Genomic DNA, 22,757 nt, shown 5'->3' with positions numbered 1-22,757 from the left:
ACCATGAGCATCGAAATCCGTAACGTCAGCAAGCAGTTTGGCGACTTCCATGCCCTGCGCGATGTGAGCCTGGACATTGCCTCCGGCGAACTCATCGCACTGCTCGGCCCCTCGGGCTGTGGCAAGACCACGCTGCTGCGCATCATCGCGGGGCTGGAGACAGCTGACGTCGGCACCATCCATTTCAGCGGCGAAGACACCACCGACGTGCATGTGCGCGAGCGCAACGTGGGCTTCGTGTTCCAGCACTACGCACTGTTTCGCCACATGACCGTGTTTGAGAACGTGGCCTTTGGCCTGCGCGTGAAGCCCCGTGGCGAGCGCCCGAGCGAAGCGCAGATCAAGCAGAAGGTGATGGACCTGCTCAAGCTCGTGCAACTCGACTGGCTGGCCGACCGCTACCCCTCGCAGCTGTCCGGCGGCCAGCGCCAGCGCATTGCGCTGGCCCGCGCCCTGGCGGTGGAGCCCAAGGTGCTGCTGCTCGATGAGCCCTTCGGCGCCCTGGATGCCAAGGTGCGCAAAGAACTGCGCCGCTGGCTGCGCCGCCTGCACGACGAACTGCACGTGACCAGCATCTTCGTGACCCACGACCAGGAAGAAGCCCTGGAAGTGGCCGACCGCGTGGTGGTCATCAACCAGGGCCGCATCGAGCAAAGCGGCTCGCCCCAGCAGGTGTGGGACCAGCCCGCCAGCCCGTTTGTCTATGGCTTCCTGGGCGATGTGAACCTGTTCCACGGCCGTGCCCACGAAGGGCTGGTGCACCTCGACGGCATGCAGATCGACTCGCCCGAGCACAGCCAGGCGCAAAACGCCAAAGCCTTTGCCTACGTGCGCCCGCACGACCTGGATGTGGAGCGCTACTCACCGGGCGCCGGGCTGGACGCCGAAGGCCGCCCACGCGGCATCGTGGCCCAGCTGAGCCGCGCCATTGTGGTGGGCCCCATCGCGCGGTTGGAACTTATTCCCTCCCAAGACCACAAACCAGCGGACAATGCGTCCCCAGACTCCTTGATCGAAGCGCAGATCCCTGCGCAGCAGTTCAAGGAGCAGGGCTTTAAAGAGGGCGAAACGCTGGTGGTGACACCGCGCCGCGCCCGTGTATTTTTAGATCACGCTGCGGGGATCTGAGCCGGTTTTCTTAGGAAAGCTGCTCGCGATGCAGTGGCTTTCAGCGGATGGTGATTCGACCGCATAACTAGGCGGGGCGCCGCAGACAGTGCTTTGGCACGGCAAGGCGCCCCAACGACGTTAGGCGGTTGAAGGACCATACGCCACAAGGATAAGAATGATGGTGTTGAACTGGATCGATCAGGCCCCGCGCCGCGTGCTGGCACTGATCAGCGTGGCTTGCGTGGCAATGCTGGCCTTTGGCATGTACTTGCAGCACGTGGTGGGCCTGGAGCCTTGCCCCATGTGCATCGTGCAGCGGTATGCTCTTATTTTGGTAGCTGTCTTCGCCGCATTGGCGAGCGCCAGGGGCGCAAAAGGCTGGTGGATGGGCTGGACTGTCCTGGCCGTGGTGGCCTCGGGTTTCGGCGCCTTCGTTGCCGCCCGCCAAAGCTGGCTGCAGTGGTACCCGCCCGAAGTCGCCACCTGCGGCCGCGACTTCTACGGAATGATCGAAAACTACCCCATCGGCCGCGCCATCCCCATGATTTTCCGTGGCTCGGGCGACTGCACCGCCATTGACTGGACCTTCCTGGGTGGCTCCATCGCCAACTGGTCGTTTATCTGCTTTGTCGGCTTTGGGCTGGTGCTGCTGGCTTTGCTGGTGCGCGGCTTCAAGGGTGGCCGCCGCAGTGCTGCAGGGTACTCGGCGGCTTGAAAAGTCTGGCGGGTACCGACTTGGCAAAAGGCGCTCTGTAGAGCGCCTTTTGTTTTTGTCCGCACGCTCAACGGCATCCTTCCGCGTGCTGATGGGTGAGCCTGGGCTGGCATTGCAGCGGTGGACAGCAGGCGGGTCGAGAAGGGAGGCTGGTTTGTCAGCGGCGCCAATGCCTGGCTGGTCGAGCTGCTTCGCAGGCCTGGTGCCAACGACCAGCTTTGCAATGCCGCGGGCACGCTGCCTGTAGTTGCGGGCTGTCAAGGGCACACGGTGCCACCAATGTGCACGGGGGCAGTCTGGGCTATTCCGCTGCTTTTGCCGCTTCCATCTGGCCCGCAGTGAATGGGCTTGCGCCCGGAGTCAGAAAGGGGGCGGAAGTGCCAGCCGACTCAACCCGATTGCGTCCTGCGGCCTTGCCCCGGTAAAGCGCTGCATCGGCGGACCGCATGGCGCCCTCCAGTTCCGGGAGGCTGGAGAAATCGCCTGAAACCCCGATCGTGACCGTGCAGCGCAGCGGTTGGTCAGAGCCGCTGATTTCGATGGTTTGATTTTCAACCGCCTTGCGCACACGCTCTGCCAGCTGCAGGACACCCGCACCGTCACTGCCTGTGCAGATGGCGACAAATTCTTCGCCGCCGATACGGCCTGTCAGATCGCCACGGCGCACTGCGGTGCACAGCACTTCTGCTACGCGGCACAGTACGGCGTCTCCGATCTGGTGGCCGTGGGTATCGTTGATGCGTTTGAAATGGTCGACATCCAACAGCATCAAGAAGGCCGGAGTCGCCTGGCGGAGATTGAAATACCGGTCCAGCGCTTCGGAAAGACCTCTGCGGTTGAGCAGTTGCGTCATCGGATCACGCGCTGCCATGTGGCTCAAATCATCGGTCAGGCGCCGCAGCACCAGCCAAACGATGGAGGGCGGCACCACGGTGGCCAGGGACGACATGTAGATGTAGAACACCATCTGGAAATGGCTGTCCATTTGCAATGCGTCCAGGCCACCCTCCAGAACCTTCACGCATTTGATGGCGTTGAGTACACAAATGCCTCCGATCAGGAGTGCAAAGAACACCATCTCCCAATGCAAATGCTTGGCAAACGTGCGAACACCGTGGAGGGCCATCAGCGCCATCACCAGGAACAGCAGCGCCGACATTCCTGACAGCAAGGCGTAGCGCGCCACAGGCCCCAAGCTCCACTGCACCAGCACCTGCAAGGTGGCGTATGCGATGGCAAATGCAATCAACGGCCGCAACAGGGGGGCGGGGTAGCCAAAAAACCGCATGACCCCGAGCCCGTAGGCAATCGGAGAGGCCAGTGTGAGGGTGTGGTTGACCACGCTCATCACGCTCCAGGCGGGGCCGCCTTCCAGCAGCTGGAGCACATAGGCCAATCCCAGCAGGAGGTTGCCCAGGGCAAAAAAGTCCATGCCCATCTTCTTGCCGTGCAGGCGTTTGCTGATGAGCAAAAACATGACGGAGAAGCACAGCAGGTGTGCACACAGCATGCCAACGAGAACGTATGCAACCATCTGGGCGTGACTGGTCAGTGATGGAGCCCGGCGCTGTTGCTGGGGGCGAAAGTTGCCACAGGATGGGGAAACAGCACCCCCTCCGTCCCATCTACCCACGCAGGCAGCTTGTGCATCACGCTCTCCAGCAGCTCGCTGGCCTGCCAATGCGCAAGCCATGCCTGCAAATGGGGCCAGGGCTGCGCTTGCCACCACGTTGCATCAATGCCCGCAAACTGGCGCACAAACGGTGCGATGGCCATGTCTGCCAAGGCCGCGCGATGGCCGAACAGGTGGGGGCGGGTGGCCAGGCGGGTGTCCAGCACGCTCAACCAAGCCAAGGCGGTGGCACGCGCGGCACTCACGTCGGCGCCGGGGTAGCGGTTGGGGTATTTGCAGCGGTCCAGCGCCTGTTTGAAGGGGCCATCGCATTCGGCGATCAGTGCCTGCATGTCGGCCAGCGTGCCTTCGATGGGGGACAGCCAACCGTCGGGGTCGTGCCGGGACAGAGCCCAGAGCATGATGTCCAGGCTTTGCTCCAGCACTTGGCCATCTGGCAGCACGAGCACGGGCACGGTGCCTTTGGGTGAGGCTTGCAGCAGGGCTTGGGGCTTGTTCTTGAGGACCACTTCGCGCAGTTCGCACGCCTGGCCGCTCACCGCCAGGGCCAGCCGGGCACGCATGGCGTAGGGGCAGCGGCGAAAGGAGTAGAGAACGGGCAGGGTGGTCATGCGTGGCTCTCCTCACGGCCTCCGTCATCGTCTCTGTCTTCGGCGTCTTGGGTGTGCCGTCGCGCCGGGTTGCCGGGCTGGCGTGCTCCGATGTGTTCCTGGCCGCGTTGGGCTGCCAGCTGCATTTGCCGCTCGCGCTCGGCCAGGGCGCGTTCTTGCTCGGGCGTGCGGGTGCCGTGGCAATAGGGGCAGCTCACGCCTTGCACGTAGTGCGGGTGTGCCAGCTCGGCTTCGCCCAGCGGCATGCGGCATGAGCGGCACAGCTGGTACGGGCCGCGCACCAGGCCGTGGCCTACGGAGACCCGCTCGTCAAACACAAAGCAGTCGCCCTGCCAGCGGGTGGCTTCCTCGGGCACGGTCTCCAGGTATTTGAGGATGCCGCCTTCGAGGTGATAGACCTCATCAAAGCCTTGCGACTTGAGGAAGGCGGTGGATTTTTCGCAGCGGATGCCACCAGTGCAAAACATGGCCACTTTGGGGTTGCCTGCCAGCACGCCGCCGGGCTGCGATTGTTGCGCCACCCAGTCCGGAAACTCGGAAAAGCTCTTGGTGTGCGGGTTGATGGCGCGCTCGAAGGTGCCTATGCCCACTTCGTAGTCGTTGCGCGTGTCAATGACCACCACGGCCGGGTCGTCGATGAGGGTGTTCCAGTCGCTGGGCTTGACGTAGGTGCCCGCGTTGCGCGCGGGGTTCAGGCCAGGCACGCCCAGGGTGACGATCTCTTTTTTAAGCCGCACACGCATGCGGTAGAACGGCAGGGTGCTGGCGGGCGCCTCTTTGTGCTGCAGGGCTGCGAAGCGGCTGTCGCTGCGCAGCCAGGCCAGCACGGCGTGCACACCTGCCGGGGTGCCTGCGATGGTGCCGTTGATGCCTTCGTGCGCCAGCAGCAGCATGCCGCGCACGCCGTGGGCCTCGCACAGGCTTTGCAGGGGCCCTTGCAGTGCGGCAAAGTCGGGCAAGTCGACGAACTGGTAGAGGGCGGCGGTGATGAAGCGGGGAGTGACCGGGTCCACGAGATGGGCGGGTAGAACGCGAGTAGGTGGCGAAGATGGATAAACCGGAGGATGATAGCCGTCACCTTTCGTTACGATGTCGGGTTACCAACGCTGCCGCCAGGTGAATCGCATGAGCAAGGAATCCACTATCCATCTTTTTCGCCGGCTGGAGCAGCTCAATGGCATCGGGGCGGCATTGTCGCGCGAGCGGCACATTGAGCGGCTGCTCGAGAACATCCTGGAAGCCGCCAAGACCATTACCGGGGCGGATGGCGGCACGCTGTACAGCGTGACGGAAGACCAGTCGGCCCTGAAGTTCGAGATCTTGCGCACCGACTCGCTGGGCATACGCCTGGGGGGCACCACGGGCAAGCCCATTGACCTGCCGTTGCTGCCCCTGCGCACCACCGATGGGGCCCCCAATGACTCGCTGGTGGCGGCGCACTCGGCCATCCACGACCGCACAGTGAACATTGCCGATGCCTACAGCGAGCAGGGCTTCGACTTTTCCGGCACACGCGCTTTTGATGCGCGCACAGGGTATCGCTCGCAGTCGTTCCTGACGGTGCCCATGAAGAACCACGACCGTGAGCTGATTGGCGTGCTGCAGCTCATCAACGCGCGCGACCCGGAGACGGGCGAGGTGATGGCGTTCTCGCAGGCCGACCAGAGTCTGGCCGAGTCGCTGGCCTCGCAGGCCGCCATTGCGCTCACCAACCGGCTGCTGGTGTCGCAGCTTGAGCGCCTGTTCGAGTCGTTTGTGAACCTCATCAACCTGGCCATCGATGAAAAGTCGCCCTACACCGGGGGCCACTGCCAGCGCGTGCCCGCGCTGACCATGATGCTGGCCGAGGCCGCCCACGCGGTGCAAGACGGGCCGCTGGCCCACTTTGCCATGACCGACCGCGACCGTTACGAGCTGAAGATGGCCGGGCTGCTGCACGACTGCGGCAAGATCACCACGCCTGTGCATGTGGTGGACAAGGCCACCAAGCTGCAGACGCTGTACGACCGCATTGGCACGGTGGACACGCGCTTTGAAGTGCTCAAGCGCGATGCCGAGCTGGCCGCCCTGCGGCGCCAGTTGGCCCTGCGCCCAGTAGCCGATGCGGCGGCCGAAGCCCAGGCGCAGCAGGCTTTGCAGCAAGAGCTGGCCGCGCTGGACGCCGACCGTGACTTTTTGCGCAAGGCCAATATCGGGGGGGAGGCCATGTCGGCGGCAGACCAGCAGCGCGTGCGCGACGTAGGTGCACAGCGCCAGTGGCGCAACCCGCAGGGCCTGCAGACCAGCTTCCTGACGGCCGAAGAGGTCGAGAACCTCACCATCCGCTCGGGCACGTTGACACAGGCCGAGCGCGACATCATCAACCACCACATCGTGGCCACCAACAAGATGCTGGAGACGCTGCCCTGGCCGCGCCACCTCAAGAACGTGCCCGAATACGCGGGCGGCCACCACGAGCGCATGGACGGGCGTGGCTACCCAAGGGCCTGACGCGCGACCAGATGTCAGTGCAGGCGCGCATGATGGGCATCGCCGATGTGTTTGAAGCCCTGACAGCCGCTGACCGGCCCTACAAGAGCGGCATGAGCCTGTCGCAGGTGCTGGGCATCATGGCCAAGATGCGCGATGGCGGGCACATCGACCCGGACCTGTTCGACGTGTTCGTGTCCGAGGGCGTGCACCTGCGCTACGCGCAGGAGTTTTTGGAGCCTGCGCAGCGCGACATGTGACGGGTTTTGCATGCCGCTTGCTATTAAATATATAGCTGCTAGCGCTTTTAGGTAAAGCGCTAGGCCGTCTTTTTACTCTTGGCTTTGGGCTTGCTGGCTGCCGCCGGCGGCGCATAGGCGCGCAAGAAGGTTGCCACAGCGCGGTCGGCCAGGGCCTGGATCTCCTCAGGCGGCAGGGGGGGCAGGTCTTTGTAGTACCAGCGCAGCTGGATTTCGCACTGCACCAAGGCCCCGAACTGTAGCGCTGCGACAAAAGGCGCATCCTGGCGCAGGTGTCCATGCTCCATGGCGCGGGTGAAAAAGGCTGAGATTTCACCCATGCCGCGTTTGGGGCCTGCTTCGTAAAACAGCTCGCCCATGTTCGAATGCCCAGCCTCGGCCAGCACCATGCGGTGGGTGGCAATCATCTCCTGCCGGCACATGAAGGTCGCCAGCTTTTCTCCAAATCGGGCCAGCACTTCGGCAATTCCGTGCTGCATGTCGTGCGCAGCAAGCTCTGCAAAAGATGCCTGGATGTGCTGTTCGCCCGCAGCCTGCGTCACGGCCTGGAACAACGCCTCCTTGGACGGGTAGTAGCCGTAGATGGTGGACTTGGAGCCGCCAATGCGGCGAACGATCTCGGCCATGGATGCGCGCTCAAACCCGAACTCCAGAAAGACCTGCGAGGCGATTTCCAGAATCGCCTCGCGGCGTGCTTCCGTGCGAACTTTCATGCCGTACTCCTGTGAATAACGCTTAACCGTACCGATGAGTCCATTTTTGCTTGACAGACTGAATGTGTCAACTTGATAATCGACAATACCGTACCGTTCGGTACAGTTAAATCGTGTTTTCAATTTGTCAGGTCGGGCGTGCCAAAGCGCCTGGGCCGAGGAGCCTTGTTCATGCGCTTGCATCCTGCTATTCAACGACCCGTGGCCGTATTGGCCGCCGTTTCCGCCCTGGCACTGGCCGCCTGCGGCGAAGCGCCCCAGCCCCCGGCCACTGGCGGGGGGGGCGTGCCCCAGGTCCGGGTCATCACCGTGCAAGCCCAGCGCCTGCCGCTGACCACCGAGCTGCCCGGCCGCGTGGCCCCGGCGCTGATCGCCGAGGTGCGCCCCCAGATCACCGGGCTGGTGCTGCAGCGCCGCTTCAAGGAAGGCAGCGATGTGAAGGCGGGCGATCTGCTCTACCAGATCGACCCCGCCACCTACCGTGCCAATGTCGATAGCGCCGATGCCACCCTGGCCAAGGCCGAAGCCAATCTGGTCACCGTGCGGCTGAAGGCCGGGCGCTTCAAGGAGCTGTCGGCCATCAAGGCCGTGAGCCAGCAGGATGCCGACGACGCCGCCGCATCGCTGCTGCAGGCCGAGGCCGAGGTCAGCGCCGCCCGCGCCACGCTGCAAACCCAGCGCATCAACCTGGACTACACCCGCATCACCTCGCCCATCAGCGGGCGCATCGGGCGCTCCAGCGTCACGCCCGGCGCACTGGTCACGGCCAACCAGGCCGGTGCCATGGCCACGGTGCAGCAGCTGGATCCGATCTACGTGGACGTGACGCAGTCCACCAGCACGCTGCTGGCGCTCAAGCGCTCGATGGATGCCGGCACGCTCAAGAGTGGCACCGCCAAAGTGCGCCTGGTGCTGGAGGACGGCAGCGTGTACGCGCAGCCCGGCAAGCTGCAGTTCTCGGACGTGACGGTGGACCAAAGCACGGGCGCTGTCACGCTGCGCGCCGAGTTCCCCAACCCCCGTGCCGACTTGCTGCCGGGCATGTATGCCCGCGCTGTTTTGGAAGAGGGCGTGCTGGAGCAAGCCCTGCTGGTGCCCCAGCCCGCTGTGGGCCGCGACACCACTGGCAAGCCCTACGTCTTTGTGGTGGATGGAGAAGGCAAGTTGCAGCAGCGCAGCCTGACTGCCGACCGCGCCGTGGGTGACCAGTGGCTGGTGACGGATGGCCTGAAAGCAGGCGACACCGTGGTGGTGGAAGGCCAGCAAAAAGCGCGTGCTGGCCAGCCGGTGCAAACCCAGCCCTACACCCCCGCCGCCTTCAAAAAGACGGAAGCCGTGCAGAAGATGGCCGCCGCGAGTAGCGCCGAAGCTGCCCCCACCAGCGCCCGTTGAACACCCCGCAAAGAGAATCCCATGGCCCGTTTTTTCATCGACCGCCCCATCTTCGCGTGGGTGCTTGCCATCATCACGATGCTGGCAGGGGTGATGGCAGTGCTGACACTGCCCATCGCCCAATACCCCACCATTGCGCCGCCCGCCATCGCCATCTCGGCCACGTATCCAGGCGCTTCGTCCAAAACGCTGGAAGACACCGTCACCCAGGTCATCGAGCAGAAGATGAAGGGGCTGGACAAGCTCTCTTACATCGCTTCGACCAGTGAGTCCTCGGGTAGCGTGACCATCACGCTGACGTTTGAGAACGGCACCGACCCCGACACTGCCCAGGTGCAGGTGCAAAACAAGTTGGCCCTGGCCACGCCGCTGCTGCCGCAAGAGGTGCAGCAGCAGGGCGTGCGCGTGACCAAGTCGGCCAACAACTTCCTGAACGTGCTGGCCTTTGTGTCGGAAGACGGCAAGCTCAACGGCTCGGACTTGTCCGACTACGTAGCGGCCAACGTGCAAGACCCGATCAGCCGCGTAGAAGGCGTGGGCGACACGACGCTGTTTGGCTCGCAATACGCGATGCGCGTCTGGCTGGACCCGAGCAAGCTCAACAGCTTCAACCTGACGCCGCTGGACGTGAAGAACGCCATCCAGGCGCAGAACGCGCAGGTGTCTGCCGGGCAGCTCGGCGGCCTGCCATCCACGGCCAACCAGCAGCTCAATGCCACCATCACGGCGCAAACGCGCATGAAGACGGCCGATGAGTTTGCAGGCATCTTGCTGCGCACCCAGGCCAACGGCGCCGCCGTGCGCCTGAGCGATGTGGCGCGCATTGAGCTGGGCGGCGAAAGCTACGCCACGGTGGCCCGTTTCAACGGCATGCCCGCTGCGGGCCTGGCCATCAAGCTGGCCACCGGTGCCAATGCGCTCAACACCGTCAAGGCGGTGGACGCCAAGCTGGCTGAGCTGGGCAAGTTCTTCCCGCAGGGCATGAAGGTCATCAAGCCTTACGACACCACGCCGTTTGTGCGCATCTCCATCCAGGAAGTGGTCAAAACCCTGGTCGAGGCCGTGGTGCTGGTGTTTGTGGTGATGTACCTGTTCTTGCAGAACTTCCGCGCCACGCTCATCCCCACCATTGCGGTGCCGGTGGTGCTGCTGGGCACCTTTGGCGTGCTGGCGGCGTTTGGGTATTCGCTCAACACACTGACCATGCTGGCCATGGTGCTGGCCATTGGCCTGCTGGTGGACGATGCCATTGTGGTGGTCGAAAACGTAGAGCGGGTGATGAGCGAAGAGGGCTTGTCGCCCCTGGAAGCCACGCGCAAATCCATGGGCCAGATCACCGGCGCGCTGGTGGGGGTGGCCCTGGTGCTGGCCGCCGTGTTTGTGCCCATGGCCTTCTTTGGTGGCTCCACGGGCGTCATCTACCGCCAGTTCACCGTCACCATCGTGTCGGCGATGACGCTGTCGGTGCTGGTGGCCATGATCCTCACGCCCGCCTTGTGCGCCACGTTGCTCAAGCCCATTCCCAAGGGGCACGGGTTGGCCACAAAAGGGTTTTTTGGCGCCTTCAACCGTGCTTTTGACCGCAGCAACCGTGGCTACCAAAGCCTGGTGCAGCGCATGCTTAAGCGCGGTGGCCGCTGGATGGTGGGCTACGCCATTTTGGTGGTGGCCGTAGGCTTTGTGTTCACCAAAATCCCCGCAGGCTTCTTGCCTGAGGAAGACCAGGGCACGCTGTTTGCCATCGTGCAACTGCCCCCAGGCACCACGCAAAGCAACACCGAAAAGGTGCTGGACCAGGTGCAGCACCACTTTCTGGAAGAGCAAAAAGACGCGGTGGACTCGATCTTCACCGTGGCGGGCTTCAGCTTTGCGGGCAGTGGGCAGAACACGGGCTTTGCCTTCGTCAAGCTCAAGCCCTGGGGCGAACGCACGGCGCCGGGCCTCAAGGCCCAGGCCGTGGCCAACAAGGCGATGGGTGCACTCTCGCAAATCCGCAATGCCTCGGTGTTCGCGTTTGCGCCGCCTGCGGTGTCTGAGCTGGGCAACGCCAGCGGGTTTGACCTGATGCTGCAAGACCGCGCCAACCTGGGCCACGACGCATTGATGGCCGCGCGCAACCAGTTGCTGGGCGCGCTGATGCAAGAGAAGGGCCTGGTGGCCGTGCGCCCCAATGGCATGGAAGACGCGCCCGAGTTTCGCCTCGACATTGACGAGCACAAGGCGGGTGCGCTGGGCCTGTCCATGGCCGACATCAACAACACGTTCTCGGTGGCGTGGGGCAGCAGCTATGTCAACGACTTTCTGGACAAGGGCCGGGTGAAGAAGGTCTTCTTGCAGGCCGATGCGCCGCACCGCATGGCGCCCGAGGACATTGGCAAATGGTTTGTGCGCAACAGCAGCGGCACCATGGTTCCGTTCAGCGCGTTCTCCACCTCGGGGTGGATCACCGGCTCGCCGCGCCTGGAGCGCTACAACGGCGTGCCCTCGGTGGAAATCCTGGGCATGGCCCTGCCGGGCGCCATGTCCAGCGGCCAGGCGTTGGATTTGGTGGAGCGCCATGCGGCCGAGTTGCCCGCGGGCATTGGCTTTGAGTGGACGGGCGTGTCGCGCCAGGAGCGCGAAGCGGGCGGCCAGGCCATGCTGCTGTATGCCGTGTCCATCCTGGTGGTGTTCCTGTGTCTGGCGGCGCTGTACGAGAGCTGGTCGATTCCGTTCTCAGTGCTGCTAGTGGTGCCGCTGGGCGTTCTGGGCACCCTGGCGGGTGCGGTGCTGACGTGGAAGATGAACGATGTGTACTTCCAGGTCGGGTTGCTGACCACGGTGGGGCTGGCGTCCAAAAACGCCATCTTGATCGTGGAATTTGCCAAGGAGTTGTATGCGCAGGGCCACTCGCTGGTCGAGTCGGCCATCACGGCGGCACGCATGCGGCTGCGGCCAATCTTGATGACGTCGCTGGCGTTCATTCTGGGTGTGCTGCCGCTGATGCTGAGCAAGGGCGCGGGCGCAGGTGCGCAAAACGCGCTGGGCACGGCCGTGGTGGGTGGCATGGTCACCGGCACGGTGCTGGCCATCTTCTTCGTGCCGCTGTTCTTCGTCATCGTGCAAAAGCTGTTTGGGCGCCAAAAGCCTGCCTCTGGTGCAGATGTGCACGCTGCCACCCCTGTTTTGTCGGAAGGCCACTGAAATGCCCCGTTCCCTGACTTTGTCCCTGCTGGCCGCCGCCCTGGTGCTGACCGGCTGTGCTAACCTGGCCCCCACCTATGAGCAGCCCGCTGCGCCCGTGCCGGCGGCCTACCCGGATGCGGCCGACGGCGGCACTCCACAAAGCGGCGCTACCGGCGACATCGACTGGCGCACGTTCTTTGCCGATGCCAAGTTGCGCAGCCTGATTGAGCTGGCCTTGGCGAACAACCGCGACCTGCGTGTGGCCGTGCTCAACATCGAACAGGCCCGCGCCCAATACCGCGTGCAAGATGCGCAAACCCTGCCCTCGGTGAACGCCACGGGCAGTGGCACGGCAGCGCGCACCCCGGCCAGCTTGTCGGGTGCGGGCACGGCCATCACCAGCCACCAGTACAGCGCCAACCTGGGCGTGAGTGCGTATGAGCTGGACCTGTTTGGCCGCGTGCGCAACCTCAGCAACCAGGCGCTGGAGCAGTTTCTGGCCACCGAGCAGGCCCGCCGCACCACGCACATCAGCCTGGTGGCCGAGGTGACCACCGCCTACCTCACCTGGGCTGCCGACCTGGAGCGCCTGGCTTTGGCGCAAGAGACCCTGCGCAGCCAAAGCGAGTCGTACCGCCTGACCCAGACGCGGTTTGAGCTGGGCGCGGCCTCGGCCCTGACGCTGCGCCAGCTGCAAACCAGTGTGGAGAGCGCCCGCGTGGACGTGGCCCGCTACACCGGCCAGGTGGCGCAAGACCGCAACGCCCTGGCGCTGCTGCTGGGCACGCCGGTGCCTGATACCTTGGCGCCCGAGGTGCTGGGCGACACGCTGAACGCCTTGCCTGCGCTGCCAGCCGGGGTGCCGTCCGATCTGCTGCTGCGCCGGCCCGATTTGTTGCAGTCCGAGCACCAGCTCAAGGCCGCCACCGCCAACATTGGCGTGGCGCGGGCGGCGTTCTACCCGCGCATCAGCCTCACCGCCACGGCGGGCAGCAGCAGTGCGGACTTGTCGGGCCTGTTCAAGGCAGGCTCGGGCAGCTGGAGCTTCATCCCCCAAATCAGCCTGCCCATTTTTGATGGCGGTGCCAACCAGGCCAACCTGGACAGCGCCAAAGCCGCGCAGGGCATTGCGCTCGCGCAGTACGAAAAAGCCATCCAGACCGCCTTCCGCGAAGTGGCCGATGCGCTGGCCCAGCGCAGTGCCGTGGGCGACCAGTTGCAGGCGCAAAACGCCCTGGTGCAGGCCAGTGGCGAGGTGCTGCACATGTCGCAAGCCCGGTTTGACCGGGGCGTGGACAGCTACCTGGATGTGCTGGACGCCCAGCGCTCGTGGTACGGCGCGCGCCAGACCCTGATCGGCACCCGCCTGGCCCAGCTGACCAATGGCGTCACGCTGTACAAGGCGCTGGGGGGCGGTTGGTCGGGCAGTGCGTCCACCCTGTAGCGCACGCCCCCATGGCCCGCAGAACGCAGGAACAGGCGCAGGCCACCCGCCAGCGCATTCTGGAGTCTGCCGCGCAGCTTTTTGCGGAGCGCGGCTGGGCGCACAGCGCCATGCAAGAGGTGGCCCACCGCGCTGGTGTGACGCGTGGCGCGGTGTATTGGCACTTCAGGGACCAGAGCGACTTGCTGGAGGCGTTGCTGGACGAAACGCAGCTGCCCTGGCAGGTGGTGCGGCCCTTGCCCAATGCCGTGCAGGCGGGCAGCCCTTTGGCGTTGCGGCAGGCGCTGGTGCGCCTGGGCACAGCGCCTTTGGCCTGGCTGGAGACCTCCGTGCCAGCCCAGCGCTTGCTGTGCATCCTGGGGCCGTGGAGCGTGGGGCAGGGCCACGAGCGGCTGGTGGAGGTGCAGCAGGCCCACCGCCAGGCGGGCCTGCTGTGCTTTCAAAACGCATTGGCCCAGGCCGCCGCCCAAGGCGCGCTGCGCCCCGGCATTGAGCCTGCGGTGGCGGCGTTGGGCGTGTTCGCTTTGGTGGAGGGACTCATGCAGCAGTGGCTGCGCCAGCCAGGGGCGTTTGGCCTGGCGACCGTGGGTGCCAGCGCACTGCAGACGCACTTGGCAGGGGTGTTTGTGGGCTGACGGGCCACAGCCTCTCAAAGATATATGCTATCAAAAGCGTAGCTTCTTGCGCTTATTCATCAGGCGCTAGAGGCCTATTTGGTTAATGGTCTTCAAAGGGCGCCTGCTTTGCTTCAGGCACCGCCGCATCGTGCGCGGGCAGGCCTGCGCTGGTCGAATGGGCTTGCGCCAGCAGCCACTGTGCAAACGCCTGCATGGCGGCTGTGGCGCTGCGCGACTGCAGGTGGGTGAGCCAGTAGGCGCCGCGCTGCAGCTCCAGCGCAAAGGGTTGCACCAGCCGGCCTTGCTGCAGCTCACGGGCGAAGAGGGCCACCGGCAGCAGGGCTACCCCGGCACCTTGGGCGGCGGCTTCGGCCAGCGTCAGGGACGAATCAAACACCGCGCCCCGCAGCACCGGGCAGGGCAGGCCCGCAGCTGCAAACCAGGCGGTCCACTCGTCGGCGCGGTAGCTGCGCAGCAGGGGCAGCCGGGCCAGGTCAGCGGGCTGCTGCAGGCCCTGCGCCAGGGCGGGTGTGCACATGGCCGACAACGGGGCTTGCAAAATGCGCTCGGCGTGCGTGCCGTGCCAGGCCCCGTCGCCAAAGCGAATGGCGTAGTCCAGCCCTTCGCCCGCCATATCGACCCGGTTGTTGTGGGTGAGCAGGCGCAAGTCCACAAACGGGCAGCTTTGCTGAAAATGCCGCAGCCGGGGCAGCAGCCAGCCCACGGCAAAGGTGCCCACCACGCCCACCGTCAGCACCTCGCGCGGGCGGGGGTCGCGGATCTGCTCCAGCGCGGCTTCCATGCGGGCAAAGGCGTCGCTCAGCGTGGGCAGCAGCGCCTGCCCCTCGTCGGTCAAGGCCAGACCACGCGGCAGGCGCCGAAACAAGGGCTTGCCCAGGCGCTCTTCCAGGTTGCGGATGTGCTGGCTCACCGCTGTTTGCGTTACATGCAGCTCTTGCGCCGCACGGGTCAGGTTCAGGTGCCGGGCAGATGCCTCAAAGGCACGCAGGGCGTTCAGAGGCAAGTGCATGGCGTGGTGGCAACTGCTGGCGCAGGTGCAGGGTGATGCATAAGTTTTTCTGGGGGCTGGGTGCAATTATTGCCGCTGGTGGGGGCCTTGCATCCCCCGTATCGTTCGCATCTTTCTCAAACGAGGTGAATGATGGCGATGCAAAGACGAGAGTTTTCCTGGGGGCTGGCAACGGCTGCACTGATGCCCCTGTGGGGTTGTGCTGCAGCGCGCACACCCGGTGCGGCCGTGGCGCAGCAGTGGCAGCAGGCCCTGACCCAGATCGAGCGCAACGCACAGGGGCGGCTGGGCGCTGCCCTGCTGGACACGGGCAGCGGCCTGGCGCTGGGCTGGCGCCAGGACGAGCGCTTTGCCATGTGCAGCACCTTCAAGCTGCCCCTGGCGGGCTGGATGCTGGCGCTGGTCGACCAGGGCAAAGAGCGGCTGGATGCCCGGGTGCAGTACCCGGCCAGCGAGGTGGTGGACTATTCGCCGGTGAGTGGCCCCAAGGCCGGGGCCGGTGGCGGCCTGACGGTGGGCGAGCTGTGCTCTGCCACCGTGAGCCTGAGCGACAACACCGCCGCCAATCTGCTGCTGGCACGCCATGGTGGCCCCAGCGCGCTCACGGCCTACCTGCGCACCCTGGGCGACACGGTCACGCGGCTGGACCGCAACGAGCCCACGCTGAACGAAGCCGCTGTAGGTGATCCACGCGACACCACCACGCCCCTGGCCATGCTGCAGACCATGCAAAAGCTGGTGCTGGGCGATGCCCTCACGCCCGCGTCTCGCGCCACGCTGCAGCGCTGGCTGGTAGAAACAAGCACGGGCGACAAGCGCCTGCGGGCAGGCGCGCCGGGCTGGAGGGTGGGGGACAAAACGGGCACGGCGGGCAGCAGTGGCACCACCAACGATATCGGCGTGCTGTGGCCCCAGGGTGGTGGCGCGCCCGTGCTGCTGACCTGCTACCTCACGCAGTCCAAGGCCAAGCCCGAACAACGCGAGGCCGCCATTGCCGAGGTGGCGCGCAGCGCCTTGGCCGCATTGGCTGCGTCAGCCGTGTAAGGCTCCAAAGCACTGGCAAGCGCAGCGGGCGTTGTCCTGCCGGGCGGGGGCAGAGCGTGGAAAGTGAAAAGGACCAAGGCGAGCCGAGACAGGCCCGCCGATCAGAACAGTTCTACGTCGTCGTTGGCCACCTTGGTGGCCAGCTCGCCTGAGGCAATCAGGTCTTCATAGAACCGAACCTGGTTGCGGCCGTGTTCTTTGGCGTAGTACAGGGCTTGGTCGGCCTGGCCCAGGATTTCCACCGGGGAGCCGCGCGAAGTGCCCACAAAGCCCAGGCTCACCGTGACGTTCCCTACTTGCGGGAAGTGGTGCTCTTGCACCGTCTCGCGGAAGCGGTTGAACACCTTGTGGGCTTTGCTCAGGGTGGTGTTGCGCAGCAGCACCACAAACTCTTCACCGCCAAAGCGGAAGATGCGGTCGTGCGAGCGGAAAGACGTGCGCAGGATGTTGGCAATCAGGATCAGCACTTCGTCGCCGTACAAATGACCAAACCGGTCATTCACCAGCTTGAAGTGGTCAATGTCCACCACCGCCAGCCAGTTCTGCACCGGCTCGCTTTGGGTGAGCACTTCTTCCCCAATCATGGACTCCGCGTTCTTGGGCCGGTTGCTGCTCAGGCCTGGCGAGGCGGTGCGCGCAAATTGCTCGTCAAACGTCTTGCGGTTGAACAGGCCTGTGAGCGCATCGCGCTCGGAGTAGTCGAGCAGGCTCTGGTAGTTCTGGTAGACCAGGAACACGCCTTTGAGCACATCGAGCTTGTGGGCAGAGAAGGGGCGCGACTGCGTGATTTCCAGGCAGGTGCTGACCTTTTCGTGCATCCACACCGGCAGCCACAGGGTGTGGCGACCAGGGCGTGGGTTGGCCAGTGCACTGTCGCCTTGCTTGGTTACGCATTCAAACAGCTCGGGGTAGCGTTCCAGCGGCTCCTTGCGGGGGTCTGCTGCGGCTTCAGAGTCGGTGGATACCAGCTGCCCCTCTTGTACCCAGGTGCGTGGCCGGATGTGCGGCTCGCCCTGGTCCGTAAAGAGTTCCAGCGCCCGCACTTCCTTGATGCTGCTGAGCTTTTGCAGGGTGGAGAGCACCGACACTTCAAGCCGCAAGTGATCGCGGTGGCCGGTCATTTCAACCAGGTGTTGCAGTATGGGCTTCATAGTCAAGGAAGTACGTACAGCCGTGTCAGGGCATTAATTGCGGCGTGTGAACACGATATCCCACACCCCATGCCCCAGACGCAAGCCGCGGTTTTCGAACTTGGTGAGTGGACGGTACGCAGGTTGCGGGGCGTAGCCTTCGGCCGTGTTGACGAGCAAGGGCTCCTGGCCCAGCACTTCAAGCATTTGCTCTGCGTAGGGCTGCCAGTCGGTGGCGCAGTGCAGGTAGCCACCGGGCTTGAGGCGGGCGGCCAGCTTGGCCACCAAGGGCGACTGGATCAGTCGGCGCTTGTTGTGCTTGGTCTTGTGCCAGGGGTCTGGAAAAAAGACATGGACACCATCGAGCGTACCCAGGGGCAGCATGTGGTCAATGACTTCCACGGCGTCGTGCTGGAGGATGCGGATGTTGGTGATGTCGTGCTCACCAATGCGCTTGAGCAGCGCACCCACGCCGGGTTCGTGCACTTCGCAGCACAGAAAGTTGTCATCGGGGCGCACGCGGGCAATGTGGGCGGTGGCCTCGCCCATGCCGAAACCGATTTCCAGGATCAAAGGTGCGGCGCGGCCAAAGGCGGCGGGGGCATCCAGCGGCGCGGCTTGGTAGTTCAGCAAAAAGCGGGGGCCCAGGTCTTCAAAGGCCTTGGCCTGGCCTGTGGTCGTGCGGCCAGCGCGGCGCACGAAGCTCTTGATGGTTTTGGGATAGGCCACACCAGCGGGGGCAGCGCCCGCTGTGGACGTGGGCAAAGCGGTGGGCTCTGCGTCAAGGGAAATATTGTTCTGTTCGATCACGATGCGCCATTGTAGATTCGCGGCCACGCCTTGGCCCACAGCGCCAAGGCATCTGCTACAGAAATGTTGTGTGGATGTGCCAGCGCAGGCAAACCCAGGGCCTGCGCGGCTTGGCGCAGTGCGGCCAGTGGGTCGCTCAGGTCCAGTGCCGCTGCACCGTTTTGTTTGGAGAGCTTTTCGCCATTGGCACCCAGCACCAGCGGGGTGTGCAGGTAGGTGGGGGTGGGCAGGCCCAGGGCTTGTTGCAGCAGGATTTGGCGGGGCGTGTTGTCGGCCAGGTCCTCGCCCCGCACGATGTGGGTGATGCCTTGCTCGGCATCGTCGACCACCACGGCCAACTGGTAGGCCCACAGGCCATCGGCCCGTTTGAGCACAAAGTCGCCCACGGCTTGGCAAACATTCTGGGCTTGCTGGCCCAGCCTGCGGTCGTGCCAGATCAGCAAGTTGGGTGCTATTGAATTGATAGCTTCTTGCGCTTTTTCTGCGCGCCCTGGAGGGCATTTTTCGATAAAACTCTCCGTGTGGAAGCGCCATGCCCTGGCCGGGCGCCCGTGCAGCCCGGTGCGGCAGGTGCCGGGGTAGGGCAGCGCCGCATGCCGCTCTTTGGCATGGCCGCGTGCGGTGTGGGCTTCTTCAATTTCTTTGCGCGAGCAGGCGCAGGGGTAGGCCAACCCCTGGGCGCACAGGGCGTCCAGTGCAGTTTGGTACAGCGCGCCCCGTTGTGATTGCCAAACCGGCGGGGCATCGGGGTGCAGGCCGCAGCGCTCCAATTGGTGGAGGATGGTCTGGTCGGCCCCGGGGATGCAGCGCGGGGTATCGACATCCTCCAGCCGCACCAGCCATTGGCCTTGGGCGGCGCGCGCATCCAGCCAACTGGCCAATGCGGCCACCAAAGAGCCCGCATGCAATGGCCCGGTGGGCGAGGGCGCAAAGCGCCCCACATAGCCACGGGCATTTGCAGCGTTCGTGCCTCCAGCCAGGGTCATTTCACGGCGAGCGCCAGCTCCAGTCCGGAGATGAAAGCGTCTTCCAGGCGATGTCCCAGGCACCAGTCACCACAGGCACCCAGCCCCAGGCTGGCATCCCAGACATGGCTTTTGCCCAGTGCGTGGGTGGTTTGGGCATAGGTCCAGCGCTGCAGGGCGGCGTGGGCAGGCTCGGCGCGCAGGCCAGTCACTTCGGCAAAGGCTTTGAGCAGCTTGGCCTGCACGCGGGCCTCGCTGTCTTGCAGGTGCTCTGCCGACCAGGCGGGGTTGGCCTGCACCGTCCAGCGCTCAACAGAGCCTCGGCCGGGTTTGGACGATTCACGCGCCAGCCAGGCAATGCGGTGGTGGGTGCTGCGGGCCACGTTCCATTGGGGGCCCAGCGTAGCCAGATCAGGGCGCACTGCCTGGGGGTAGGCCAGCATCAGTGTCCAGCAGGGTGCAATGGCGACCTTGGCCAGCGATGGGGTCAAGGTGCTGTCAATGGCCGATTTGGCCAGCAAGGCTTGCGATGCGGTGGCGGGCTGGCTCAGCAGCACGGCATCAAAGCCTGCGTACACATGCTGCGATCCGCCGAGTCCCTCGGTGCGGACCTGCCAGCCGGTGGGGTTCAACGAATCCCTTTCAATGCGATGGACTTGCGCGTTCAGCTGGATGCGCCCGGCTTGCTCCAGCGGCTGGGCCCAGGTGGCCACCAGCGACTGCATGCCGGGGCTGGCCACCCAGTGCGCTTCGCGCGACAGCAGCCCGGGCGAGGTGACGCGGCCCGAAGCGTCCAGCACGCGCACGTTGTTGGCACTCCAGGGCTTGCACAGGCCGGGCACGGTGTCGATGGCGCGCGCAAAGCGCGGGTCGCGCACCGTGAAGTACTGGGCGCCAGCATCAAACGAGCCAAAGGCGCTATCGACGGTGGCCGTGCGCCCGCCGGGGGCGGCAGCCTGCTCGAACACTGTGACCTGGTGGCCAGCCTGGACCAAGGTGCGGGCGCAGGCAATGCCTGCCATGCCTGCGCCAATGATGGCGAAGTGGCGAGCGCCTCGGCCAGGGGCGGCGGCTGTGGCCGGGGAGGATGTGTCGGTGCGTCGGGGCCGCTTGGCGGGGCGAGGGATGGTTTTGCTCATGGGTTGCCTTTCGGTGACAGCGTAAGAAGACGGTCGACAATGAAATCCAACAAGGCCCACTCTACACGCGTGCCAGGGTGTTTCGGCTCAGAAATGGTGGTGGTTTTCCAGCAGAGCCTTGCGCGTGGCGGGGCTTTGCAGTTGCTGCAGCCACCATTGCAAGGCCCGCCCCGGCGCGGTGAAGCCAGGGCCGCCCCATGCGTAGTGCAGCCGCACATAGCGCTCAGGGCGCGCCACGCGCTTGGCCACCAGGCGGCCTGCTTCCACATAGGGGCGCACCATGGGTTCGGGCAAAAAGCCGCCACCCAGGCCCCGCAATTGCACCTGCACCTTGGCCTGCATGGTGTCCACCGTCAGCACATCTTGCCCGCCCAGCAAGCCCATGGTCATGCCGCCCCGCAAGGCCGAGTCGGCCACGGCCACGGCGCGGTGGCGCAGCATGACGGCATCGGTGATGGGCTCGGGCATGTTGGCCAGGGGGTGGTGTGGGGCCACGACATAGATGAACAGCAAGTCGCCCAACAGCTCTTGCTGCAAACCCGCGACATCTGAGGCCATGCCAGACACGCCGATGGCGAGATCGGCCCGCCCGGAGGTCAGTGCCTCGCGGGTGCCGGTCATGATGCCGTCGCGCAACTTGAGCCGGGTGGGGGGCGACATGGCGTAGAACGCATCGACCAGCTCCAGCATGGTGTGGGGGGAGATCACGCCGTCGATAGAGAGTGTGAGCTGTGGCTCCCACCCCGTGGCCACGCGGCGCACGCGGTTGGCCACCGCATCGATGTCTTGCAACAGGCGATTGCCCTCGCGCAGCAACTCGGCCCCGGCCTCGGTTGGCTTGGCTTGCCGGGCGCTGCGGTCAAACAGCAGCACGTCCAGCGCATCCTCAATCTGCCGCACCCGGTAGGTGAGTGCGCTGGGCACCAGCCCCAGTTGGCGCGCTGCGGCGGCAAAACTGCCCGCCTCGGCAATCACTTGCAGCATGGTCAGGCTGTCCGGTGTCAGGACATCGCGTGCGTTTTGCATGGTGGGCTTATTTTTGTTCAAGCATTTTGAATGATGCCATCAATCGATCAGAGCCAGAAGGCCGCAGGCGAGGCCTACAGTGGAGGCATTGAAAGGAGCAATCACCATGCTGACTGTTCGTAAATCCCAAGACCGAGGCTACGCCGACCATGGCTGGCTGCAGTCGTTCCACAGCTTTTCATTCGCAGGCTACTACGACCCGCAGCACATGGGTTTTGGCAACCTGCGCGTCATCAACGAAGACCGTATTGCCCCTGGCACCGGCTTTGGCACCCATGGTCACCGCGACATGGAAATCATCAGCTATGTGCTCTCTGGTGAGCTGGCCCACAAGGACAGCATGGGCAATGTCAAAGGCATTCCGCCGGGCGATGTGCAGCGCATGAGTGCGGGCACGGGCGTGATGCACAGCGAGTTCAACCATGCCGAGGGGCAAACCACGCACTTCCTGCAGATCTGGATTGAGCCCAATGTGCGCGGCATTGCGCCAGGCTATGAGCAAACCGGGTTTTCTGCGGCTGAAAAGCGCGGGGCCTTGCGCTTGGTGGCGTCGCCTGACGGAGCCTTGGGCTCTGTCACGATCCACGCCGATGCATCGCTGTATGCTGGCCTTTTTGACGGCGCAGAAACGGCCACCTTGCCATTGAAGACCGGGCGCAAGGGTTATGTGCACGTGGTGCGCGGGCAAGTGCAGGCCAATGGAGAATGCCTGCGCACCGGCGATGCCGCCATGCTGGTGGACGAGCCGTTTGTCACCCTGTCCTCAGGGCAGGACGCTGAGGTGCTGGTGTTCGACCTGGAAGGTTGACGCCTGCATGGGCCCTTCATTGCGCAGGGCCCGCTTTGAAGTTTGTTTCGTTGTCAGTCGTTTTTCATCACAGGAGCTTTCATGTCTCAAATCGTTGTGGTTTATCACTCCGGCTATGGTCACACCCAGCGCGTGGCGCAACTGGTGGCCGAAGGGGCTGGCGCCCAGTTGTTGGCCATCGATGCCGACGGCAACCTGCCCGAAGGGGGCTGGGACACGCTCAATGCTGCCGATGCCATCATCTTTGGCACCCCCACCTACATGGGTGGCCCCAGCTGGCAGTTCAAAAAGTTTGCCGATGCGTCGTCTAAAGCCTGGTTCTCACGCGCCTGGCAAGACAAGGTGTTTGCCGGCTTCACCAACAGCGCCAGCTTCAATGGCGACAAGCAAGTGACGCTGGTGTACCTGCAGACCCTGGCGTCGCAGCACGGCGGCCTGTGGGTGAGCCTGGGCCTGATGCCTGCCAATGCCAAAGCCGCTACGCGCAATGATGTGAACAACCTGGGCGGCTCGGTGGGCTTGCTGGTGCAGTCTCCCTCCGATGCCTCCGTCGCTGAAATCCCCCAGGGTGACCTGGACACCGCCAAGCTGTTCGGCAAGCGCGTGGCCGACATCGCGGCGCGTTTCAAGGCTTGATTCGTCTTTGACGTGAGTGCGTGGCTGGGTGGCCGTGGTG

General features: G+C 64.6%; 19 protein-coding genes and 1 pseudogene. 10 read left to right on the top strand and 10 right to left on the bottom strand.

Annotated features, from left to right (window positions below):
* The first annotated feature begins 3 nt into the window (after positions 1–3).
* Together EAG14_RS11100 and EAG14_RS11095 are read left to right on the top strand one after the other, a co-directional pair.
* On the top strand, positions 4–1,128 hold the full coding sequence (locus EAG14_RS11100; protein ID WP_099741056.1) for a sulfate/molybdate ABC transporter ATP-binding protein: 1,125 nt from the start codon (positions 4–6) through the stop codon (positions 1,126–1,128).
* Positions 1,129–1,288: 160 nt separating this feature from the next.
* Complete coding sequence (locus tag EAG14_RS11095; protein WP_099743358.1) at positions 1,289–1,825, top strand: disulfide bond formation protein B; 537 nt, start codon at positions 1,289–1,291, stop codon at positions 1,823–1,825.
* 301 nt (positions 1,826–2,126) lie between these two features.
* Here EAG14_RS11095 and EAG14_RS11090 read toward each other — a convergent pair whose 3' ends face one another.
* From EAG14_RS11090 to EAG14_RS11080, 3 genes are read right to left on the bottom strand one after another with little or no spacing between them, the layout of a single operon-like run.
* On the bottom strand, positions 2,127–3,359 hold the full coding sequence (locus EAG14_RS11090) for a GGDEF domain-containing protein (protein WP_121728888.1): 1,233 nt from the start codon (positions 3,357–3,359) through the stop codon (positions 2,127–2,129).
* Between the two features lie 14 nt (positions 3,360–3,373).
* Positions 3,374–4,069, bottom strand: coding sequence for a glutathione S-transferase (locus EAG14_RS11085; protein ID WP_121728887.1), 696 nt, complete (start codon positions 4,067–4,069; stop codon positions 3,374–3,376).
* Positions 4,066–5,082, bottom strand: coding sequence for a rhodanese-related sulfurtransferase (locus EAG14_RS11080; protein ID WP_121728886.1), 1,017 nt, complete (start codon positions 5,080–5,082; stop codon positions 4,066–4,068). The genes EAG14_RS11085 and EAG14_RS11080 overlap by 4 nt, the downstream gene beginning before the upstream one ends.
* Positions 5,083–5,194: 112 nt before the next feature.
* Between EAG14_RS11080 and EAG14_RS11075 the strand changes: the two are divergent.
* Positions 5,195–6,798, top strand: a pseudogene (locus tag EAG14_RS11075) (HD domain-containing phosphohydrolase).
* Between the two features lie 59 nt (positions 6,799–6,857).
* Here the strand turns inward: EAG14_RS11075 and EAG14_RS11070 are convergent.
* Complete coding sequence (locus EAG14_RS11070) at positions 6,858–7,511, bottom strand: TetR/AcrR family transcriptional regulator (RefSeq protein WP_162995968.1); 654 nt, start codon at positions 7,509–7,511, stop codon at positions 6,858–6,860.
* Positions 7,512–7,682: 171 nt separating this feature from the next.
* Between EAG14_RS11070 and EAG14_RS11065 the strand changes: the two genes are divergently transcribed.
* From EAG14_RS11065 to EAG14_RS11050, 4 genes are read left to right on the top strand one after another with little or no spacing between them, the layout of a single operon-like run.
* Positions 7,683–8,903 carry an efflux RND transporter periplasmic adaptor subunit gene (locus EAG14_RS11065; RefSeq protein ID WP_121728884.1) on the top strand — a complete coding sequence of 407 codons (1,221 nt, stop codon included), beginning with the start codon at positions 7,683–7,685 and terminating at the stop codon, positions 8,901–8,903.
* Positions 8,904–8,924: 21 nt separating this feature from the next.
* The gene (locus EAG14_RS11060; RefSeq protein ID WP_121728883.1) at positions 8,925–12,086 is read left to right on the top strand and encodes an efflux RND transporter permease subunit; all 3,162 of its coding nucleotides are present in this window, start codon (positions 8,925–8,927) and stop codon (positions 12,084–12,086) included.
* Position 12,087: 1 nt separating this feature from the next.
* Positions 12,088–13,512 (top strand): AdeC/AdeK/OprM family multidrug efflux complex outer membrane factor, encoded by a 1,425-nt coding sequence (gene adeC, locus EAG14_RS11055; RefSeq protein WP_121728882.1) that lies wholly within the window; start codon positions 12,088–12,090, stop codon positions 13,510–13,512.
* 11 nt (positions 13,513–13,523) lie between these two features.
* Positions 13,524–14,147 (top strand): TetR family transcriptional regulator, encoded by a 624-nt coding sequence (locus tag EAG14_RS11050; RefSeq protein WP_121728881.1) that lies wholly within the window; start codon positions 13,524–13,526, stop codon positions 14,145–14,147.
* Positions 14,148–14,229: 82 nt separating this feature from the next.
* Here EAG14_RS11050 and EAG14_RS11045 read toward each other — a convergent pair whose 3' ends face one another.
* A complete protein-coding gene (locus EAG14_RS11045; RefSeq protein WP_121728880.1) occupies positions 14,230–15,159 on the bottom strand; it encodes a LysR family transcriptional regulator in 930 nt (309 codons plus the stop codon).
* 138 nt (positions 15,160–15,297) lie between these two features.
* Between EAG14_RS11045 and bla the strand changes: the two genes are divergently transcribed.
* On the top strand, positions 15,298–16,203 hold the full coding sequence (bla, locus tag EAG14_RS11040; RefSeq protein ID WP_099658612.1) for a class A beta-lactamase: 906 nt from the start codon (positions 15,298–15,300) through the stop codon (positions 16,201–16,203).
* Positions 16,204–16,304: 101 nt separating this feature from the next.
* Here bla and EAG14_RS11035 read toward each other — a convergent pair whose 3' ends face one another.
* The 5 genes from EAG14_RS11035 to EAG14_RS11015 form a co-directional block, all read right to left on the bottom strand.
* Entirely contained in the window at positions 16,305–17,354 is a 1,050-nt protein-coding gene (locus tag EAG14_RS11035; protein ID WP_099655368.1) for a GGDEF domain-containing protein, read from the bottom strand.
* 33 nt (positions 17,355–17,387) lie between these two features.
* The gene (trmB, locus tag EAG14_RS11030; protein WP_233205569.1) at positions 17,388–18,125 is read right to left on the bottom strand and encodes a tRNA (guanosine(46)-N7)-methyltransferase TrmB; all 738 of its coding nucleotides are present in this window, start codon (positions 18,123–18,125) and stop codon (positions 17,388–17,390) included.
* A gap of 14 nt (positions 18,126–18,139) precedes the next feature.
* On the bottom strand, positions 18,140–19,129 hold the full coding sequence (gluQRS, locus tag EAG14_RS11025; protein ID WP_121728878.1) for a tRNA glutamyl-Q(34) synthetase GluQRS: 990 nt from the start codon (positions 19,127–19,129) through the stop codon (positions 18,140–18,142).
* Positions 19,126–20,247 (bottom strand): NAD(P)/FAD-dependent oxidoreductase, encoded by a 1,122-nt coding sequence (locus EAG14_RS11020; RefSeq protein WP_121728877.1) that lies wholly within the window; start codon positions 20,245–20,247, stop codon positions 19,126–19,128. Before EAG14_RS11020 ends, gluQRS begins: the two co-directional genes overlap by 4 nt.
* 87 nt (positions 20,248–20,334) lie before the next feature.
* On the bottom strand, positions 20,335–21,273 hold the full coding sequence (locus EAG14_RS11015) for a LysR family transcriptional regulator (RefSeq protein WP_099658614.1): 939 nt from the start codon (positions 21,271–21,273) through the stop codon (positions 20,335–20,337).
* 106 nt (positions 21,274–21,379) lie between these two features.
* On the opposite strand from EAG14_RS11015, the gene EAG14_RS11010 reads away from it, so the two are divergent.
* Positions 21,380–22,081 carry a pirin family protein gene (locus EAG14_RS11010; protein ID WP_121728876.1) on the top strand — a complete coding sequence of 234 codons (702 nt, stop codon included), beginning with the start codon at positions 21,380–21,382 and terminating at the stop codon, positions 22,079–22,081.
* A gap of 81 nt (positions 22,082–22,162) precedes the next feature.
* Positions 22,163–22,717 (top strand): flavodoxin family protein, encoded by a 555-nt coding sequence (locus tag EAG14_RS11005; RefSeq protein WP_099655372.1) that lies wholly within the window; start codon positions 22,163–22,165, stop codon positions 22,715–22,717.
* The last annotated feature ends 40 nt before the right edge of the window (positions 22,718–22,757 follow it).

This window comes from Acidovorax sp. 1608163 (assembly GCF_003669015.1).
Lineage (GTDB): Bacteria > Pseudomonadota > Gammaproteobacteria > Burkholderiales > Burkholderiaceae_C > Acidovorax.
Note: the sequence above shows the minus strand (reverse complement) of the source record. Positions and strands in the feature narration are given on the sequence as shown.

What these genes read in the sequence shown, in the direction of transcription:
- EAG14_RS11065 (WP_121728884.1), top strand. Translation starts at nt 7,683, where the DNA reads ATGCGCTTGCATCCTGCTATTCAACGACCCGTGGCCGTATTGGCCGCC.
- EAG14_RS11070 (WP_162995968.1), bottom strand. Translation starts at nt 7,511, where the DNA reads ATGAAAGTTCGCACGGAAGCACGCCGCGAGGCGATTCTGGAAATCGCC.
- gluQRS (WP_121728878.1), bottom strand. Translation starts at nt 19,129, where the DNA reads ATGACCCTGGCTGGAGGCACGAACGCTGCAAATGCCCGTGGCTATGTG.
- EAG14_RS11035 (WP_099655368.1), bottom strand. Translation starts at nt 17,354, where the DNA reads ATGAAGCCCATACTGCAACACCTGGTTGAAATGACCGGCCACCGCGAT.
- EAG14_RS11090 (WP_121728888.1), bottom strand. Translation starts at nt 3,359, where the DNA reads ATGGTTGCATACGTTCTCGTTGGCATGCTGTGTGCACACCTGCTGTGC.
- EAG14_RS11085 (WP_121728887.1), bottom strand. Translation starts at nt 4,069, where the DNA reads ATGACCACCCTGCCCGTTCTCTACTCCTTTCGCCGCTGCCCCTACGCC.
- EAG14_RS11045 (WP_121728880.1), bottom strand. Translation starts at nt 15,159, where the DNA reads ATGCACTTGCCTCTGAACGCCCTGCGTGCCTTTGAGGCATCTGCCCGG.
- bla (WP_099658612.1), top strand. Translation starts at nt 15,298, where the DNA reads ATGCAAAGACGAGAGTTTTCCTGGGGGCTGGCAACGGCTGCACTGATG.
- adeC (WP_121728882.1), top strand. Translation starts at nt 12,088, where the DNA reads ATGCCCCGTTCCCTGACTTTGTCCCTGCTGGCCGCCGCCCTGGTGCTG.
- EAG14_RS11015 (WP_099658614.1), bottom strand. Translation starts at nt 21,273, where the DNA reads ATGCAAAACGCACGCGATGTCCTGACACCGGACAGCCTGACCATGCTG.
- EAG14_RS11100 (WP_099741056.1), top strand. Translation starts at nt 4, where the DNA reads ATGAGCATCGAAATCCGTAACGTCAGCAAGCAGTTTGGCGACTTCCAT.
- EAG14_RS11010 (WP_121728876.1), top strand. Translation starts at nt 21,380, where the DNA reads ATGCTGACTGTTCGTAAATCCCAAGACCGAGGCTACGCCGACCATGGC.
- EAG14_RS11005 (WP_099655372.1), top strand. Translation starts at nt 22,163, where the DNA reads ATGTCTCAAATCGTTGTGGTTTATCACTCCGGCTATGGTCACACCCAG.
- EAG14_RS11095 (WP_099743358.1), top strand. Translation starts at nt 1,289, where the DNA reads ATGGTGTTGAACTGGATCGATCAGGCCCCGCGCCGCGTGCTGGCACTG.
- EAG14_RS11060 (WP_121728883.1), top strand. Translation starts at nt 8,925, where the DNA reads ATGGCCCGTTTTTTCATCGACCGCCCCATCTTCGCGTGGGTGCTTGCC.
- EAG14_RS11020 (WP_121728877.1), bottom strand. Translation starts at nt 20,247, where the DNA reads ATGAGCAAAACCATCCCTCGCCCCGCCAAGCGGCCCCGACGCACCGAC.
- EAG14_RS11050 (WP_121728881.1), top strand. Translation starts at nt 13,524, where the DNA reads ATGGCCCGCAGAACGCAGGAACAGGCGCAGGCCACCCGCCAGCGCATT.